This window comes from Hymenobacter sp. BRD67, assembly GCF_013256425.1.
Taxonomy (GTDB): domain Bacteria; phylum Bacteroidota; class Bacteroidia; order Cytophagales; family Hymenobacteraceae; genus Hymenobacter.
Genome location: NZ_CP053904.1, coordinates 306,911 through 324,360, shown reverse-complemented (window position 1 = coordinate 324,360; position 17,450 = coordinate 306,911). Strand labels below are relative to the sequence as shown.

The following is a 17,450-nucleotide window of genomic DNA, read 5'->3' as shown; positions in this document are numbered from 1 at the left end:
GCACGCCTAACATTTTTCGCTTATCTTGCAACACTAAAACCGCCGGCCGCGTGTTCCCCAATTACTCGGCTAGCCTAACACTTTACTTTTCAACTCTCACCCAATCAGCGTCATGGAAGTATCGAACAAAACCGCTCCGAAAGGTGGCGAATTCATCATCAAGCCGACGGAGGCGCAGGACGTTTTCACGCCCGCCGACTTTACGGAGGAGCAGAACATGATGTACCAGACCTGCCTGGACTTCGTGGCCACGGAGGTAACGCCGCTGCTCGAGCGCCTCGACAACCACGAGGAGGGCCTCATGCGCGGCCTGATGGAGAAGGCCGGCCAACTCGGCCTGTTCGGGGTAAGCGTGCCGGAGCAGTTCGGCGGCCTCGACATGGACTTCCCGACCGCGCTGCGCGTGACGGAAGGCGTGGGCGGCGGGCACTCGTTCCCGGTGGCTTTTGCGGCGCACACCGGCATCGCGCTGCTGCCGATTCTGTATTTCGGCACCGACGCGCAGAAGCAGAAGTATATCCCCGGCCTCACCGACGGCACGCTGATGGGCGCCTACTGCCTCACCGAGCCCGGCTCGGGCTCCGACGCGCTGGGCGCGAAGACCAAGGCCGTGCTCAATGCCGAAGGCACGCACTACGTGCTGAACGGCCAAAAAATGTGGATTACCAACGCCGGCTTCGCCGACGTGTTTATTGTATTTGCCAAGATTGACGGCGAGCAGTTTACGGGCTTTATCGTGGATAAAAATACGCCCGGCCTGAGCCTCGGCAACGAGGAGCACAAGATGGGTATCCGGGGCTCTTCGACCCGCCAGGTGTTCTTCTCCGACGCGCTGGTGCCCAAGGAAAACGTGCTGGGGGAGATTGGCAAAGGCCACCTCATTGCATTCAATGTATTGAATATTGGCCGCATCAAGCTGGCCGCTGCCTGCCTGGGCGGGGCGAAAGCAGCCGCTACGCAGAGCGTAAAATATGCCAACGAGCGCGTGCAGTTTAAGCTGCCCATCTCGAAGTTTGGTGCCATTCGCTACAAATTGGCGCAGCAGGCCATCCGGATGTACGCCGTGGAATCGGCTATCTACCGGGCCGGCGACGATATCTACCGCAAGGAGCAGGAGCTATTGGCCAGCGGCCTCGGCACCAACGAAGCGCTGCTGGGCGCGGCCCGCGAGTTTGCCGTCGAGTGCGCCATTCTGAAAGTGGAAGGGTCGGAAGTGCTTGACTACGTAGTAGATGAGGGCGTGCAGGTGTACGGCGGCTACGGCTTCTCGGCCGACTACCCCATGGACCGCGCCTACCGCGACTCGCGCATCAACCGGATTTTCGAGGGCACCAACGAAATCAACCGGATGCTGGCCGTTGATATGATTCTGAAAAAAGGTTTGAAAGGCGAAATCGACCTGATGGGCCCGGCCCAGGCCGTGCAGCAGGAGCTGATGAGCATTCCGAGCATGGGCGAGAGCGACGACTCGCTATTTGCCAGCGAGAAAAAAGCCATCGCCAACCTCAAGAAAGCCGTGCTGATGGTGGCTGGCACGGCCGTGCAGAAGTATATGAACTCGCTCGCCAAGGAGCAGGAAGTGCTGATGAACATTGCCGACATGTCTATCAAGACCTACACCGCCGAGAGCGTGCTGCTGCGGGTAGAGAAAGAGATTGCCAGCAAGGGCGAAGAAGCCCTGAGCCGCCAGCTCGACATGGCCCGCGTGTACCTCTCCGACGCCATCGACCTGGTGGAGAAGTCGGGCCGCGAAGCCATCGCCAGCATGACCGAGGGCGACGAGCAGCGCCTGTTGAGCATGGGCCTGAAGCGCTTTACCAAGCCTGATTTGTTTAACGTGAAAGAGGCGCGCCGCCGCGTTGCTGCCGGGCTGATTGAAGCCAACGAATACTGCTACTAGGCCCACTGATTAGCCCAGATTTTAGCGAATTTCACGAATTTTGTGAACGGTTAGGGTTCGTGAACAACCAAAAAAGGCTGCCTCTTGCGAGGCAGCCTTTTTTGGTTGTTGCCGGGTTTATTCGCGCAGCAGCTTTACCTGTTGGGAGTGGCCATCCAGCATTAGTTGGAGGATGTAGAGGCCAGCGGGCAAGCCAGTGAGACCATCCAGGGTGAGTTGGGCGGCGCCGGCGGGCACAGCGAGCGGCTGGGTGCGCACGGTGCGGCCCAGCACATCGGTTAGGCGCAGGCTGGCAACCGTGGCCGTGGCTGCCTGCGTGGTAAGAAGCAGCGCGTCGCCCCTGAACGGGTTAGGGGCTACTTGCAGCGCGGTAGCCCCGCCCGTCTCAAACTGCACTACCCGCACCTCAGAATACGTTGCCGTACCATCCTGGTCAAGCAGTTTCAGCCGGTAATAGCGCGGGCCCTGCTTATCGGCTTCAACATCTAGATACTGGTAATGATGGCTTACCGGGCTGCTGCCGGCACCCGCCACAAAGCCCAGACGCTGGAAACCGGGCGCGGCCGTGGTTGCCCCCTGCACCTCGAAGCCCTGGTTGCTTTGTTCGGAAGCGGTGGCCCAGGTTAGCAAGGCATTCGTGCCCTGGCTGCCGGCCACGAAGCTGGTGAGTATAACGGGCAAGGGGTTGGCCGCATTGCCCAGGGTCCAGTCAGACAGGTGCGTAAGGCCATTTTTGGTAACGCTAGCGGTTCCCTGGTTATTGGCTCCCTTCTCATTTACCCACGTGCCGCCCGCGATGGGCCGGCTGAAGAGCTGAAGATTACCCGCCGGAATACCGTTGAGCTCGGCAGCCTGGGGCGAGTACCCAAAGGTCATATCCACATTCAGGCCGGTGTCGGTGGCTGGCACAATGCGGTATTGCCGGCGAATGCTGGTGCTGGTACCCACTCCGTACACGGGCAGGCCGGTAGTACGCAGCACATAGGTATTGCCCGGCAAGCTGCTTGCGCTGGCCGTATGGGCTACCAGCCGCAAGCCAATCCCGCCAAAGCCGCTATTGCTGCCATCGGTGCCAAAGTAGAGCGTAGCCGACTTTACCTGGCCCAGCACAAAGCTGGTACTTGTTTCGCTGAGTGTAGTAGCGCCGCTGGCCAGGGTAATGAGCTGGCTGCTGGCCAGCCGGGGAGTATAGGTTTTTAACAATCCGGTGGCGAGCGCCAGGTTGGCCGTAACGACGACATCGCTGGTTAGCTGCAACGTATCGGCCGGCGCGGCCAGCGCAATATTTAGCGTACGTACCGTAGGGGGCAAGCCGGTGCCCGACTGCGGGTTGGTGCCATTTGTAGTGGTACTGGTGTAGGTATAAATGGCATCGGTAGAGAACGAGCGGGTGCCCGTTACCTGCACGGCACCGGTGCTGCCACTGACGCTGATGCCGGCCGGGTTGCAGATTTGCAGCTCGCCGCCGGCCGCCAGCGCAAAGCTGCTACCCGTCACGATCTGGCAGGCCGTGTTCAGCACCCCGCCGCTTTGTACGGTGGTAGCGCCTTGCGCTACGAGCGGGCCACTGAGCGTAGCTATGCCGCCGCTTACCACCGTAACGTTGCCATAGGTAGTACCAGCGGGCACAGTTGCGGCGTCGCCGACAACGAGGTTGGGTAGCCCGTTTACGAAGCCTTCGCCGGCCACATACACATTCTGCAGCAACGCATAGCGGCCCGTGCTCGACGTACCCGCCGCATAGTAGAAGCGGAAGCTAAGCACCTGGCCGCTGGAGGTCGTCAGGCCGGCTCCGCCGTTCAGGGCTAGCCGGTAGGTACCAAAGCCCGTGTTGCTGTAGTTGGGGAGTGGCACGGGCGCCCCGAGACTACCCAGCAGAAAGGTGCTGGTGGCGAAGCCATCGGTAGAGCAGGCCACCGCCAGCTTGCCGTTGGCGGTATTATAGAGTGCCGTAGAAAACACCAGTGAATCGGCCCGCAGGTTGTTGCCCGCCGACGCTGACAGGTTAAACTGCTCGTACACCGAGGCGCTGGCCGTGCTGCTCCAGCCACCACCATCGCCGTTAGCATTGGGTGAAAATGCCTGACCATAAGCAGGCGAATAAGGCAGGATAACCGGCGAGCCATTACCAGCCGAAACCGTGAGGCCGGCCAGCACGGGAGTGCTGGCTGCCACGGCATAAGAGCGCACACTGGCATTGTCGGTATTGTCAGCTGTCAGAAGCCATTGCTCAATAGCCGTCGAGTTGGCCGCCGGTGTAGTAAAGCTGATGCTTTGCACATAGCCGGCTGTGCCACCACAGCTGGCTTGCAGCGTCACCGTATAAGTAGTAACAGGGCTGAGGCCCGTCAGGCTTACCGGCGAAGCCGTGGGTGCCGGGCTGATAGCAAGGGGACTGCCACCCTGTGGGGTTACCGTCACGGTGTAGGCCGTATTACCACTGCCGGGCGTGAAGCTTAGCAGCGCTTTAGTAGGCATGATGGCACTAACGCTCAAATTTGTAGCCCCTGGGCAGGTGGGCATAGCTACCCCGGTTACATACAGATTTTTTGTCAGTACGTGACGCTGGCTGCTGGTGCCAATGGTGTAATAAAGCCTGAATGCTATATTATTCCCCGCGCTGAGCGTAACCCCGGCCGCACCAGTAAGCGGAAGCCGCAGCACTGAATAGCCGACGCTGCTCACTTTATTTACCGCTACCGGTGCAGCCAGTGAGCCGAGAATAAACGTGCTACTGGCAAAGGCATCGGTTGAGTAAGCTACTGCCAGCAACGCTCCCGAGCCATAGCCGCCCGAGCTCAATACCAGCGAATCGACGCGCACGCTGCCGCCTGCAGCGGCCGTTACCACAAACTCTTCGTAGCGGGTGGCCGAGGCCACGCTGCTGCTCCAGCCGCTGCCGTTGCCGTTGGGGGCCAGGCCCTGGCCCAGCGAGGAGTAAGCCGGCAACGGCCCCGCCGACTCCCCATCGGCCGAGGTGCCGTCGGCCAATACCAGCGGGGTACTAACGGAAGGTGTAAGCGTTGCCGAGCTGGCCGCTACGCCCGCCGACCGCACCGATGCGTCGTCGCTGGCAGTAGCCGTGAGGGGCCACTGCTGCAGAAGCGGCGAGCTGGTGAGGCGGGTGGAGAAGGTATTCGTCAACACATCGCCGAGCGCGCCATTGGTGCAGGCACTTTGCAGAGTTACGGTATAAGGGGTACCCGCTGCCAGGCCGCTCAGGGCTACCGGCGAGCCCGTAGCGGTCAGGGTTACTGCCGCGCCGGGCGCACCAGTCGGATAATACGTTATGCTGTAGCTGGTATTTCCTGTGCCCGGCATAAAGCTCAGGCTGGCTGAGCTTGCTGTTATAGCACTCACCACCAGGCTGGTAGGATTGGCGCAGCTAAGAGTTGTGAAGCTGGTCGTTTGTAAAGTACCCGTGCCGGAGGCGCATAGGCTTTGAAGGGTTACGGTATAGCTTGTGCCGCCGGTCAGGCCGCTCAGGCTGGCTCCAGTAGCCGTGGCATCGAGGTTTTGGGTTACTACGGGCGTGCCGCTTACCGTCGGGTAGTACTTCAGGGTGTAGCCCGTATTCGTATTGCCGGTGGTGGGCTGCACAAAGCTGGCTTGCGCTGAAGTCTGCGTAATGCTGCCGACCGCCAGCCCGGTAGGATCGGCGCAGGTACCGGCATTGGTGGTAAACGACGGACTGGTAATAGTAGTGGCTACTGTGCCATTGGTACCGCTTACCGTGGCCGTGTAGGTGGCACCCGGCGTCAGTCCGCTAAGCGTATAGGTAGCTACGTACCCATTAGCGCCCGAGGGTGCCGTAGCCAGGCTAGCCGTGCCGCCGGCCGGACTAGTACTGATAGTGTAGGTATAGCCGCCGGCCGCCGGGGTAGTAAAAGCTACCTGGGCCGTGGTGGTGCCAAGGGCCCCGACGGTAGCCGTCTGGCCCACTGCTGCCAGGTTTTTGAGCAGCACGTACTTACCATTGCTGCTGCTGCCACAGCTGTTATACAGCCGGAAGCTCAGCGTCTGGCCACCAGCCAGCGTTACCCCGGCTGCGCCATTTATTGCCAGGCGATACGTATTGAGGGGGTTGGCGGGGCCGCTGTTATTTTGCAGCACGGCAATTCCCTTAGTTAAGTTCCCACTGGCAGCCACGGTCAGGGCACCCTTGTTGAGCGTGCCAGTACCGCTTATCTCCGTAGAATCGTTCGTAGTAAAGCCAGTTTTGGAGTAAACTATGGCCAGCTTAGTATTGCTGGCCGTGGCATAAAAGGCCTCCGACAGCACCAGTGAGTCGAGGCGCAGCGTGGTGCCCGTAGTGGCTGTTACCGTAAACTGCTGGTAGTACTTTCGATTGAGCGTACCGCCAATAGCGGTCCAAAAGCCATCGACAGTAGGCGCGGTGGCCTGCCCGTAGGTTGCTGAGTTGGCCGTTACTGTAGCATTGGTTGAAGAAGCCAGTCGCTTTAATGTCGGCGTTCCGGCCGATACTCCCGCGGCAACAGCAGTCGGAGCATTGCTACTCGTCAGCGACCATTGGGCTATGGGCACCGACTGGCCCCAGCTGCGCGTTGCGGTTAGCCCCAGGCCAGCGCATAAAAGCAGCCAGCTCGTGCGTAAAAAGCTTGCTCTGAAGGAGCCAATACGTATAGTTTTTACCATAAAAGGAGGGGTGGGAACAGAGTATGCAGCGTAAAGCCCAGCACTAGACTAATAGCAGTAACAGTACCTGCGCAGCTGCTAATGCAAGCAGTACTGTTGCGCAATTTCCTGCATTTGTGGCTATTAGCACTACCCTCCCCCGTGTTTATTTGCGCAAACGTTGCCGGCAACGTTGCCAAGCAAAAAGCCTCGCCTGGTACCAATAGGCACCAGGCGAGGCTTTTTATTATGAATATAGTTGCTTTTTAATTATTTCAGTTTAACTTCATTTAACTGCAAAGCAGCCGACTTCTTACTCGGGCGGCTCACCCCGATAATTGTCTTGGGGCCGAGCCAAGCGGTAAAGTCTTTCACGTAAGCCAGCTGCTGGTCGTTGGCGACGTTGAGCTTGAGGCGCTGTGGCGCACTAAGCACGCCCGTAGGAGCCTGCACCCGGCGCAGATACAAGTCTGACTTGCCGCCTATCGTTTCCAGCGTCAGCAGCTGTACTTCTTCGCCAAAAGCGGCCGCCCGATAACCAATGCCGGTGTAGCTGTCGATGGCGGGCGCTACCTGGTCTTTAGCGACTATAGTATGCCAGGTGGGCGTCAGAAACGGGCTATACCCAAACAGATACACCTCCCGGGCGTGTACCGGCAGCTCGGGGCCACCTTCCTCAAAATGCCGCTCTGCCACCACTACTAGGTTTTTGCTGTCGGTCAGCAGAATGTCAGCCAGGTAGATGTCGGCCATATTTTTCACCGGCGCGCCGGTTGCCTTGCTCACCTCCGTCAAAAAAGCCGGGGCAAAAGGCAGCTCCTCGGCCAGCTTGAGGCGGCTCTCGGCGAAGTCGAACCGCACCACTTTCAGGCCACTCAGGTCGCCGGTACGGTCGTTGGCGCACAGCGCCACGGCGTACAGCTGGCCGTCGGGCTCCAGGCTGAAGCGGGCATCCCGAATAGTAATCGGCTGGCCCCCAAACGTGCCACCCACGGGCACCCCCATCACCGGAATGGTCGTGGCAATGCCTACGCGGTCGGGCGTAGGCGGGTAGCGCCGGGCACTCAGCTTTTTCATGGCGTCGCCAAGCAGCGTCACGTACTGCGTGCCGTCGTTGGCCAGCAGCACATTAGGCGAAAAAAAATCGCCTTGGTCGCGAAAATCGTAGGTCCGGTCCAGTAGCTTATTCAGCTTTTGGTCGTAGAGCGTGCCCTCCAGCGCTTTCACCTGCTCCTCGCGGGCCAGGTAGCGAAAAGCCAGCAGCCGGGTGCCATCGGGCGAGAGGCGCACGCCGGGCCGGCGGTCGCGGGCCGGCGCCGTTACGACTACCACAGGCGCCCCTTTCTGACCGCCGCTGAGCGCAAAGGGCTGCACAGTCAGATTCTGAGTGCTTTCATCGGCGTGGTGAATAACTACCCAGGCCTGCTCGGGGCCACGGCCGAAAGCCTCCACGGTTTCGCCGGGAGCTACCGGCAGGGCGGTGCTCCACTGCTTTTTGAGGTCGGCATCGTAGCGCTCTACGGCGTAGGCGCTACCGCTTTGGTGAGCCAGGATAATAAAGCCGCTGCCATCGGGCAGGGCCAGGGTTTTGCGCGGCACGCGCTGGTTGTAGCGGTCTTCGCCCTGCTCGGGCAGGTAGCTGAAAGGTACTGACCTGGTTTTCTGGGCCTGAGCTGGATGAGCTGCGCCGAGCAGGCCAGTAAAGGCCAGAGCAGCAAAACCAAAGAAAAAGCGCATGGGCAATTATCGTTAAAAATGGACTTCGGGTAGGGCCTCCTACGCCAAAAGTACCGTGCGCAGCCGAAGTGGCCTGCCGCTCGCTAAGCGGTTGCTGCCATTCACTAACGCTGGCGGGCTGCCGGGCATGTGTATCTTTGTAGACCAAAGCAGTTCCTCGAACTTTATGACTGGCAGTGTAACCCTGGCGGCTCGTAGCCGTTTAACCGGCGCGTTCGGAGAGCATTGCTGGTATTGCTAATTCTCTTTCACTCCCACCCAGCGTCCTATCTTCTGTTTATTTAAATAAAAAACTACTAACTGGCACCCGTTTTGAAGGTGGTTCGTGCCGCTACCTACACCCTATGAAATCATTTCTTAAGCTCGGTTCTTTATTCGCCCTCATTATTGCTGGCCGTTATATGCAACTGACTACGCCAGCTGCGACAGCCGGCCTGGCCAAGCCTCCGGTGGAGCTTTTTGCGCCCAGCAACCTGGCCAACAGCATGACGCTGACGCGCTACACCGAGGAGGAGGCGCCCACTATTACGCCTATTAACCAGCGAAAGCCGGATAAGCAGTCCGTTACTTGGTTTTAAAGGCTAAGCGGTTTCTTAAAGAAACCGCTTTTTTTATGCCTGCTGCGTCCCGACCTCAGCTTATCCGGCTCCAGTTAACGGCCGTTGCGGGCAGGCTTTCAATATGCCGCCTGATGTTGCCGTGCTCGGGCCGCGCCAGCTCCGGGTCGTCGCTGAGAATGGCCTGGGCGGCGGCCCGGCTTTCAGTAAGAATACGACCGTCCTTAGCCAGGTCAGCAATTAACAGGTCTAGTACACCGCTCTGCTGGGTGCCCATGAGGTCGCCGGGGCCGCGCAGCTTTAAGTCGATATCGGCAATCTCGAAACCGTTGTTGGTGCGTACCATCGTCTCAAGCCGGGTGCGGCTGTCTTTGCTCAGCTTGTAGCCCGTCATCAGGATGCAATAGCTCTGGTCGGCACCCCGGCCCACGCGCCCGCGCAACTGGTGCAGCTGCGAAAGGCCAAAGCGCTCGGCGCTCTCAATCACCATTACCGAGGCGTTGGGCACGTTCACGCCGACTTCGATAACGGTGGTCGCCACCATTATCTGGGTTTCTTTTTTGACGAAGCGGGCCATCTCAAAGTCCTTTTCTTCGGCCTTCATGCGCCCGTGCACAATGCTTATCTGCAAATCGGGGAAAGCCCGCTGCACGCTCTCATAGCCGTCGGTAAGGTCTTTATAGTCGAGCGTTTCGCTTTCCTCAATCAAGGGATACACGATATATACTTGCCGCCCCAGCGCCACCTGGTCGCGAATAAACTGGAACACTTTCAGGCGGTTAGCATCGTAGCGGTGCACCGTTACGATAGGTTTGCGGCCGGCGGGCAGCTCGTCAATCACGCTTACGTCGAGGTCGCCGTACAGGGTCATGGCCAGCGTGCGCGGAATAGGCGTTGCCGTCATAACCAGCACGTGCGGTATGACATACGGGTTTTTTTGCCACAGCTTGGAGCGCTGCGCCACCCCAAAGCGGTGCTGCTCGTCCATGATAGTAAGGCCCAGGTTGCGAAACTGCACCACATCTTCAAGCAGGGCGTGGGTACCCACCAGCATCTGCATAGTGCCTTCGCGCAGCTGCTCGTGCAAAATGCGCCGCTGTGAGGTGCGGGTGCTGCCCGTGAGCTTGCCCAGGTTGATGCCCAGCTGGTCGGCATATACCTTCAGGCCCTGATAGTGCTGGTCGGCCAGTATTTCGGTTGGGGCCATCAGGCAGCTCTGGGCGCCGTTGTCGGCGGCCATCAGCATAGCGATAAAGGCCACGATGGTTTTGCCCGAGCCTACGTCGCCTTGCAGCAGCCGGTTCATCTGCTTGCCGGCGCAGAAGTCCTTGTAAATCTCATGAATAACCCGCTTCTGCGCGCCCGTCAGGTCGAAGGGCATAATATTTTTATAAAAATGCACCAGGGTGGGCACCTCACTAAAAATTTGCCCCGACAGGGTCACCTTGCGCTGGTCCTTCTGGCGCAGCAGCTTTAGCTGCACGTAAAAAAGCTCCTCAAACTTGAGCCGGAACCGGGCCTTTTCCAGCATATCCGGCGTTTGCGGAAAATGAATCTGCTGCAGCGCCGAAGCCTTATCCAGCAGCCCATATTGCTGAATAAGCGCCGGCGACAGCGTTTCGGTGACCTGCGGCAGCGCGATTTTCAGCAAATCGCCCACCATACGCATAATGGCCTTGCTATCAATACGATGATAGTTTTTTAGCTTTTCGCTCGTGTTATACACGGGCTGCAGAAAGCTTTGGCCGGGCTTCTGCTCGCTTACTTCTTCCAGGTCGGGATGGGCCATCTGGGGCCGGCCGTTAAACATCGTCGGCTTGCCGAAAACAATGTATTCCTGGTGGTTCTTGATAACTTTTTCCAGGTAGTTTACGCCCTTAAACCAGACCACCTCCAGCTCGCCGCTGGCATCGCCCACTTTCGCTACCATGCGCTTTTTAGGGCCCTCCCCCACTATTTCGCGGCCGCGCAAAATGCCCTTCACCTGCACAAACGGCAGGTCATCATGCAAATCCACTATATTGTAAAACTGCGTCCGGTCGAGGTAGCGAAACGGGTAGCGCTGAATAAGGTCGCCGTAGGTAAAAAGTCCCAGCTCCTTACCCAGCAGCTGCGCCCGCTGCAAGCCCACGCCCCGCAAGTATTCAAGCTTGGTATTGAAGAAGTTACTCATTACTGAGAGGTAAGAAAAACAATAATCAGCGGCTAAGGCCGCCTGCCAAGCTTAGGAAAGCAGGCGGCCTAACCAGCTGGCTACTTGTATCGCAATGAGTTAAGCATCTTTATCATATCGTATTTCACATATTCAATCACGGGTGCCAGCGAATCGTTGGCCGTGGCCGTGCGGAAATACAAGGCGGCCCGGAAAAAATGCTTGGTGCTGTCGGTTGTATAAAACTGAAACTGGCTCGGCACCTCCCCTTCCAGCTCAAAAACCGAGGCGCGCATCCCGTTGGGGTACGCAAAATCTTTTCCTCAATGGAAGTAGCCTTAATCTGATGCTTGCCCGTGAGCTTGCGCGCGTCCTCCATCATCTTGTTGTAGAGCTGGCGGTTGCGTACCACGTTGGTATAGGTAATCTGAATATTGGCGTGCAGATTGGGATAGTACACGTTCAGCCAATCGGGCTGCGCCAGATACGATGAGTCGCGCAACACCTTGGCATACTGCGAATAATCAAACGTGTACGGGTGCCCGGCAGGCAGCGACCGGTAACGATGCGGCGGCAGGTCGATGCGGTTGTAGCCCTTAGGCTTGGGCGTATAGTCGGGGGCCGAAGAGCAGGCCGCCAGCAGCCCGCCCACGCCTGTGGCTAGCAGCGCCATATTCCAGAATCGTGCAACGCTCATAGTAAGTGAAAGCCAGGCAAAGCCCAAAGTTAGCAGGCAACGCCCCCGCCCAACGCCAAAAAGCCCCGGCTTGGTGCCGAGGCTTTTCCAGAACAAGAATCACCGCTAACAGCGACCGCGACTTACAGCTGGTGTTGAGTTGGTATATAGTGCGGCCGGCCAGCTAACAGCCGGAAGCCCGCTCGTACCCGCACCTGAGACCTGCTCTAAAAAGGCAACTGGTCAAGTTCCGGCTCCTGCCGCAGGCTTACGCTCTCCTCGGCGCCGGAGCTAGGAGGGTTGTTGCCAGTACCCGAGCGTGCCCCCAGCAAGGAGATTTCTTCGGCTATAATCTCCGTGATGTAGCGCGTCTGCTGGTCCTTATCCTGGTACTGGCGGGTGCGCAGCTTGCCTTCTACATACACCTGACTTCCTTTTTTGAGGTACTTCTCAGCCAGTTCGGCAAGGCCGCGCCAGGCCGATATGTTGTGCCACTCGGTGCGCTCCACGCGGGCACCCTGCTTGTCTTTGTAATACTCATTGGTAGCCAGCGTGAAATGAGCTACGCTGTTGCCACCTTCGAGATGCCGTACTTCTGGATCTTTACCCAGATTACCAACCAAAATTACTTTATTTACCCCAGCCATAATGCACTGTTTTATGACGTATGCGACAGCCAACCACAGCTGCCATTGACGAGCTAAAGGTACAACAAATTTTACCAATTTGCAAATCATATTAGCAAAATAATCTAACCAAACTGGCACTACCTCATCAGTTCGGTGAGCGCATCTCCACGTTGTTTTACAGCCTGGCTGGTGCGGGCTGCCAGCTTTTAGCACGAGCGGACAGCCGGCTAAAAGCCGGCTGTCCGCCCCATACACGAAGCGGCAAACCGCTCTAGATTATTTTAACTGGGGTTTAGTGAGCTGCCCAGCAATCTAAATTAATGATTAAGAGCGAGTTAAAGCAAACTGAAAAGCAGTTGTTTTTCAGCTTGCTTTAGCTAAATAGTTGCTGATTAATACGGGCTTCGGCAGGTTTTCAATTTCGGCGGCCGAGTAAGCCCGCAGCCCGGTATCCTGCATGGTACTGGCCGGCAGGGCCGCTCCGAGGCGCACGGTATGGAAGCGGGCTTCAAGCTTTTGGTGGCTCAACACGTGGCGCAGAGTAGGCGCGGGGCGGTCTTCGGCCACGCGGCTGGTGTCGGGCACGCCGCCGAGCGCCGCTACGTGGCGCAGCACCTCCGCCGCGGGCATGTCGGCCGAATCGGTTTCGACCAGTCCGAAATCATATAGCCCTTGCCATATATCGCCGGCCGGTCGCTCTTTCAGGTACAGCTGCTCGCCATAACGCAGCACCAGGTAGTGGAAGTAGCGCGTACGGGACGCCTTGGCTTTGCTCTTAACCGGCAGCAGCGCCACCTGCCCGTGTTGAAAGGCCCAGCAATGGCTTTGCAAGGGACAAAACAGGCAGTCGGGCTTGGCCGGCGTACACTGCAACGCCCCAAATTCCATGATGGCCTGGTTAAACTCGGCCGCATGAGCTGGCGGCAGATGCTGGTCGGCCACCGCCTGGAATTCTTTGCGCGAAGAAGGGGCCGCGATGTCGGCATGAAGGCCAAAAATTCGGGCCAGCACCCGAAACACGTTGCCATCGAGCACGGCTACTGCCTCATGAAAAGAAAATGAAGCAATGGCGGCAGCCGTGTACGGGCCTACCCCTTTGAGCTGCCGCAGACCGGTAAAAGTGGTCGGGAACTGCCCCCCGAATTCAGCTACCACCTGCTGCGCAGTATGGTGCATATTGCGGGCCCGGGAGTAGTAGCCCAAGCCTTGCCAATGCCGTAGCACCTCCTGCTCGGGAGCCGCGGCCAGGTCGTGCACAGTGGGGTAAGAGGCCAGAAAGTCAAGGTAGTAAGGCAAGCCTTGTGCCACCCGGGTTTGCTGCAGAATAACCTCCGAAAGCCAGATAGCGTAGGGGTCGCGGGTATGACGCCAGGGCAGGTCGCGGCGGTGGCGCGGGTACCAGCTCAGCAGGGCCTGCGCTAAAAAGGAATTGGAAGGAACCGGGTCGATAACAGATGGAGTTTTAAGCAAAATAATGAGGCATAATATTTTGACCAAAAGAGAAACTTGGAAGTTTCCATTGGCCGAACAAACTTTAAGGAGTACCTTTGCGCTCCGTTTCCAATGACAAACCTCCTACCGGGCAAGGAATTACGTCGAAAACGGTTAATTATTCGCCCGATTTTTTTTCACTTCTAGTACCCCCCTTACCAACGTGACCAAAGCTGAGGTAATTTCCGAAATCTCGCAAAAAACCGGCATTGAGAAAGCCGATGTGCTGACGACCGTCGAAGCATTCTTCAAAGTGGTGAAGGATTCGATGACCGAAGGCCACAACATTTACGTGCGTGGCTTCGGCTCGTTCGTAAACAAAAAGCGCGCTCGCAAAGTAGCTCGTAACATCTCTAAGAATACCTCGCTCATCATCGACGAGCACTTTATCCCCAGCTTCAAGCCGAGCAAAACCTTCGTTGCCAAAATCAAAGGCAGCAAGAAAATCACTGGTGAAGTTTCGGCCAAAGCTCCCAAGGCTGCCAAAGGCCCCAAGAAGGCAAAAGCTTAGTTTATAATAAGTTTTCGGTAGTGAAGTGATGAGGTGATAAGGGCGGACGGGCCAGCTGCAAGGCTAGTCACGGGTTCCCTCCTTATCACCTCATCGTTTACCGGCTCTGCCACTCTTTCTAATGGCTTCCATTTCCTCAACCAGTACGCACCAATTGCTACTGCTGGCTGGTGCCCTGGCGCTGGCTGGTGGGTTGTATGCTCTTCCCAAGGGCATTGTAAAGCCCAAGGAAGGTAAATCTGCGCTAAACCGGGATGCAGCCCGCACCGCCAACCGTGACGGTGGTGGCATGGCTACCAGCGGCTCGAAAGCTGATGCGTCGTCGGGCCCGCGCCCGGCCGAAACCGGCAGCGTTGCGGGCGAAGCTGCCCCCGCGGCCAATGCGCCACATACGCAGGCAACTGCCGCCCAGCGGCAGGAGCTGAACACGCTGCTGGCGCAGTACCGAGCCGCTTCAACTGGTAGCCGCCGGCAGGTGGCAACTACTTTGGCGGCCCGCTACTCGGCCGTAGAGCGGTTTGATAGTGCCGGCTATTACCTGGCGGCCGTGGCGGCAACCCAGCCCAGCGAGAAAGCCTGGCAGCAGGCGGCCGACGCCTACTTTCAGGCGTACAGCTTCGCGGCATCGGCCGAGCGCAAGAAGATGCTGGGCGACAAGGCCCGGGAGCTCTACGATAAGGTATTGGCGGCCAACCCGAACAACCTGGACGCCAAAACCAACCTGGGCATGGCCTACATGAGCAGCGATAACCCCGTAAAGGGGATTGGACTGCTACGGGAGGTACTTGAACAGGACCCTAAAAACGAAAAAGTACTGTATAACCTGGGCATCCTGGCTATTCAGAGCAATCAGCTTGATAAGGCGGTAGAACGCTTTTCGCAGCTGGTGCAAGTGAACCCCAAAAATGTAAATGGTCAGTTTTACCTGGGTGTAGTGCTGGCCCGTACCAACCGGGGCATCGAAGCCCGGGCTGCCTTCCAAAAAGCCAAGAGCCTCAGCGCCGACCCGGCCCTGGCCGCTTCGGTTGATGAGGAGCTGGCCAAACTAAGAAACTAACCCTGTTTTCGGGTAACTAGGTCCGGATGCGTTACTTTTACGCCCCCAAACCAGGAACAGGAAATCAGCAACTACTCATATCTACCCTTTAACTCATCACGACAATGCCCTGCGGTAAGAAACGTAAACGCCATAAGATTGCCACCCACAAGCGTAAGAAGCGCCTACGCAAGAACCGCCACAAGAAGAAGTAATCTTCTGACTTAGTGCGGAGTAAGAGGCAGGCAGTGTGTTGCGTAAGCAGCCATTGCCTGCTTATCTCTCACGTAGCCTCCGCCACGCGGACGACTACCGTGGTGTGCCGGACTGCCCGCTTGGGGCAGTAGCCGTGGCTCGCGAGGGAAGCTGGGACACTACTGGTCCTGGCTTCCCTTTTGCCAGTTTCGGGGCAATCCACTCGAGCCTTCGGGGCCGGGCAGGCTACTTTAACCAACTTACTACGTTGAGCAATGAATTAATTATCAACTCTACTCCCGAGGGGGAGCGGATTGCCTTGCTCCAGGATAAGCGGCTGATTGAGTATCACTTCGACCGTAACGACACCAACTATGCGGTAGGTGATATCTTCCTGGGGACCGTGCGCAAGGTAATGCCCGGCCTGAACGCAGCTTTTGTGGATATTGGCTCCGAAAAAGATGCCTTTCTGCACTACGGCGACTTAGGCGAGCAATTTCCTTCCCTTACTAAATGGGTAGGTAGCGTGCTGAAGCACCAGACCCAGACCTCGGGCCTGGAGAATTTTAAGCTCGAAGCTCCGCTTGAAAAAGTGGGCAAGGCCGACAGCGTGTTCAAAAAAGGCCAGAATCTGCTCGTGCAGGTAGTAAAAGAGCCGATTTCGACGAAAGGGCCACGCGTGAGCACCGACATTTCGATGGCCGGCCGCTACCTCGTGCTGATGCCGTTTACGAACAGCATATCGGTGTCGAAGAAAATAGTGAGCAAGGCTGAGCGCGACCGGCTTAAGCGTCTCATTGCCAGCATTAAGCCCGAGGGCTTTGGGGTAATCATTCGTACCGTGGCCGAAGGGCACGAGGTGGCCGAGCTCGACCGCGACATGCAAAGCATGGTCGAAAATTGGGAAACGCTCTATGCCAACCTACGCAAAGGCCAGCCCCGCGATAAAATGCTGGGGGAGCTGGGCCGCACTTCCTCCATGCTGCGCGACATGCTCAACGAGTCGTTCGACTCGATTGTGGTGGATACCCCGGCCCGCTTTGAGGAGATGAAGGAGTATGTGCACAAAATAGCGCCCGACCGCGTGGGGCTTGTAAAGCTGCACAACACCAAAGTTAAAGTATTTGAGCACCTGGGCATTGAGAAGCAGCTTAAGACGCTGTTTGGCAAAACAGTGAGTGTGCCCGGCGGTGGCTACCTGGTAATTGAGCATACCGAGGCGCTCCACGTAGTAGACGTAAACTCGGGCTCGAAGAGCAACCAGGAGAACGACCAGGAGGCCACTGCCCTTATGATTAACCTGCTGGCCGCCAAAGAAGTGGCCCGGCAGCTGCGCCTGCGCGATATGGGGGCATCATCGTGGTAGACTTTATCGACATGCGGGCCGCTGAAAGCCGCAAGAAGGTGGAGGACGCGGTGTACAACATCATGAAGCAGGACAAGGCCAAGTTCACCATCCTGCCCATTACCAAGTTTGGCCTGATGCAGATAACCCGGCAGCGGGTGCGGCCGGCCGAAACCATCATCACCGGCGAGGTGTGCCCCACCTGCGGCGGCACGGGCAAGATTTCGGCCTCCATTCAGGTAACCGACGAGATTGACAATAGCATCGACGACCTGCTGGTAAATCAAAATCAGGCGGGCATTACGCTGTATGTGCACCCTTTCCTGCATGCTTACTATACCAAAGGCCTGGTAAGCCGCCAGATGAAGTGGTATTTAAAATACTACAAGTGGGTGAAGGTGATGAAAGATACTGCCCTGGGGCTCACTGATTTCCGTATCGAGGACGAGCACGGCGAGCAGATTGAGCTACACTCGGCGGCCGGTGCCATGGCCAGGGCGCAGGACCGGGAAGTGGTAGTGGAGGATGTCTGAACCGCAGATTATTCGGATTAAGCGGATTTTGTAGACGATTGCCACAGTCTTAG

General features: G+C 57.7%; 10 protein-coding genes and 1 pseudogene. 5 read left to right on the top strand and 6 right to left on the bottom strand.

The features are described from left to right. Nucleotides 1-112 precede the first annotated feature (112 nt). The gene (locus GKZ67_RS01430) at nucleotides 113-1,900 is read left to right on the top strand and encodes an acyl-CoA dehydrogenase family protein (protein WP_173240830.1); all 1,788 of its coding nucleotides are present in this window, start codon (nucleotides 113-115) and stop codon (nucleotides 1,898-1,900) included. Nucleotides 1,901-2,017: 117 nt separating this feature from the next. Here the strand turns inward: GKZ67_RS01430 and GKZ67_RS01425 are convergent, their stop codons facing one another. Then, a complete protein-coding gene (locus tag GKZ67_RS01425) occupies nucleotides 2,018-6,556 on the bottom strand; it encodes a fibronectin type III domain-containing protein (protein ID WP_173240829.1) in 4,539 nt (1,512 codons plus the stop codon). Between the two features lie 249 nt (nucleotides 6,557-6,805). Next, the gene (locus GKZ67_RS01420) at nucleotides 6,806-8,272 is read right to left on the bottom strand and encodes a hypothetical protein (RefSeq protein WP_173240828.1); all 1,467 of its coding nucleotides are present in this window, start codon (nucleotides 8,270-8,272) and stop codon (nucleotides 6,806-6,808) included. 344 nt (nucleotides 8,273-8,616) lie between these two features. Between GKZ67_RS01420 and GKZ67_RS01415 the strand changes: the two genes are divergently transcribed. Continuing rightward, nucleotides 8,617-8,850, top strand: a complete 234-nt coding sequence (locus tag GKZ67_RS01415) for a hypothetical protein (protein WP_173240827.1) — start codon at nucleotides 8,617-8,619, stop codon at nucleotides 8,848-8,850. A gap of 55 nt (nucleotides 8,851-8,905) precedes the next feature. Here GKZ67_RS01415 and recG read toward each other — a convergent pair whose 3' ends face one another. The 4 genes from recG to mutY form a co-directional block, all read right to left on the bottom strand. Then, on the bottom strand, nucleotides 8,906-11,002 hold the full coding sequence (gene recG, locus GKZ67_RS01410) for an ATP-dependent DNA helicase RecG (protein ID WP_173240826.1): 2,097 nt from the start codon (nucleotides 11,000-11,002) through the stop codon (nucleotides 8,906-8,908). Nucleotides 11,003-11,138: 136 nt separating this feature from the next. Continuing rightward, the gene (locus tag GKZ67_RS01405; protein WP_317172212.1) at nucleotides 11,139-11,678 is read right to left on the bottom strand and encodes a gliding motility lipoprotein GldD; all 540 of its coding nucleotides are present in this window, start codon (nucleotides 11,676-11,678) and stop codon (nucleotides 11,139-11,141) included. 206 nt (nucleotides 11,679-11,884) lie between these two features. Further along, a complete protein-coding gene (locus GKZ67_RS01400; protein WP_173240825.1) occupies nucleotides 11,885-12,304 on the bottom strand; it encodes a single-stranded DNA-binding protein in 420 nt (139 codons plus the stop codon). Between the two features lie 345 nt (nucleotides 12,305-12,649). Next, nucleotides 12,650-13,783 (bottom strand): A/G-specific adenine glycosylase, encoded by a 1,134-nt coding sequence (gene mutY / locus GKZ67_RS01395; protein WP_317172211.1) that lies wholly within the window; start codon nucleotides 13,781-13,783, stop codon nucleotides 12,650-12,652. 157 nt (nucleotides 13,784-13,940) lie between these two features. Between mutY and GKZ67_RS01390 the strand changes: the two genes are divergently transcribed. From GKZ67_RS01390 to GKZ67_RS01380, 3 genes and pseudogenes are all read left to right on the top strand, one after another. After that, nucleotides 13,941-14,288, top strand: a complete 348-nt coding sequence (locus tag GKZ67_RS01390; protein ID WP_151089553.1) for an HU family DNA-binding protein — start codon at nucleotides 13,941-13,943, stop codon at nucleotides 14,286-14,288. A 121-nt stretch (nucleotides 14,289-14,409) separates the two neighbouring features. Then, the gene (locus GKZ67_RS01385) at nucleotides 14,410-15,345 is read left to right on the top strand and encodes a tetratricopeptide repeat protein (RefSeq protein ID WP_173240824.1); all 936 of its coding nucleotides are present in this window, start codon (nucleotides 14,410-14,412) and stop codon (nucleotides 15,343-15,345) included. A gap of 442 nt (nucleotides 15,346-15,787) precedes the next feature. Beyond that, nucleotides 15,788-17,397, top strand: a pseudogene (locus GKZ67_RS01380) (Rne/Rng family ribonuclease). Nucleotides 17,398-17,450 lie beyond the last annotated feature (53 nt).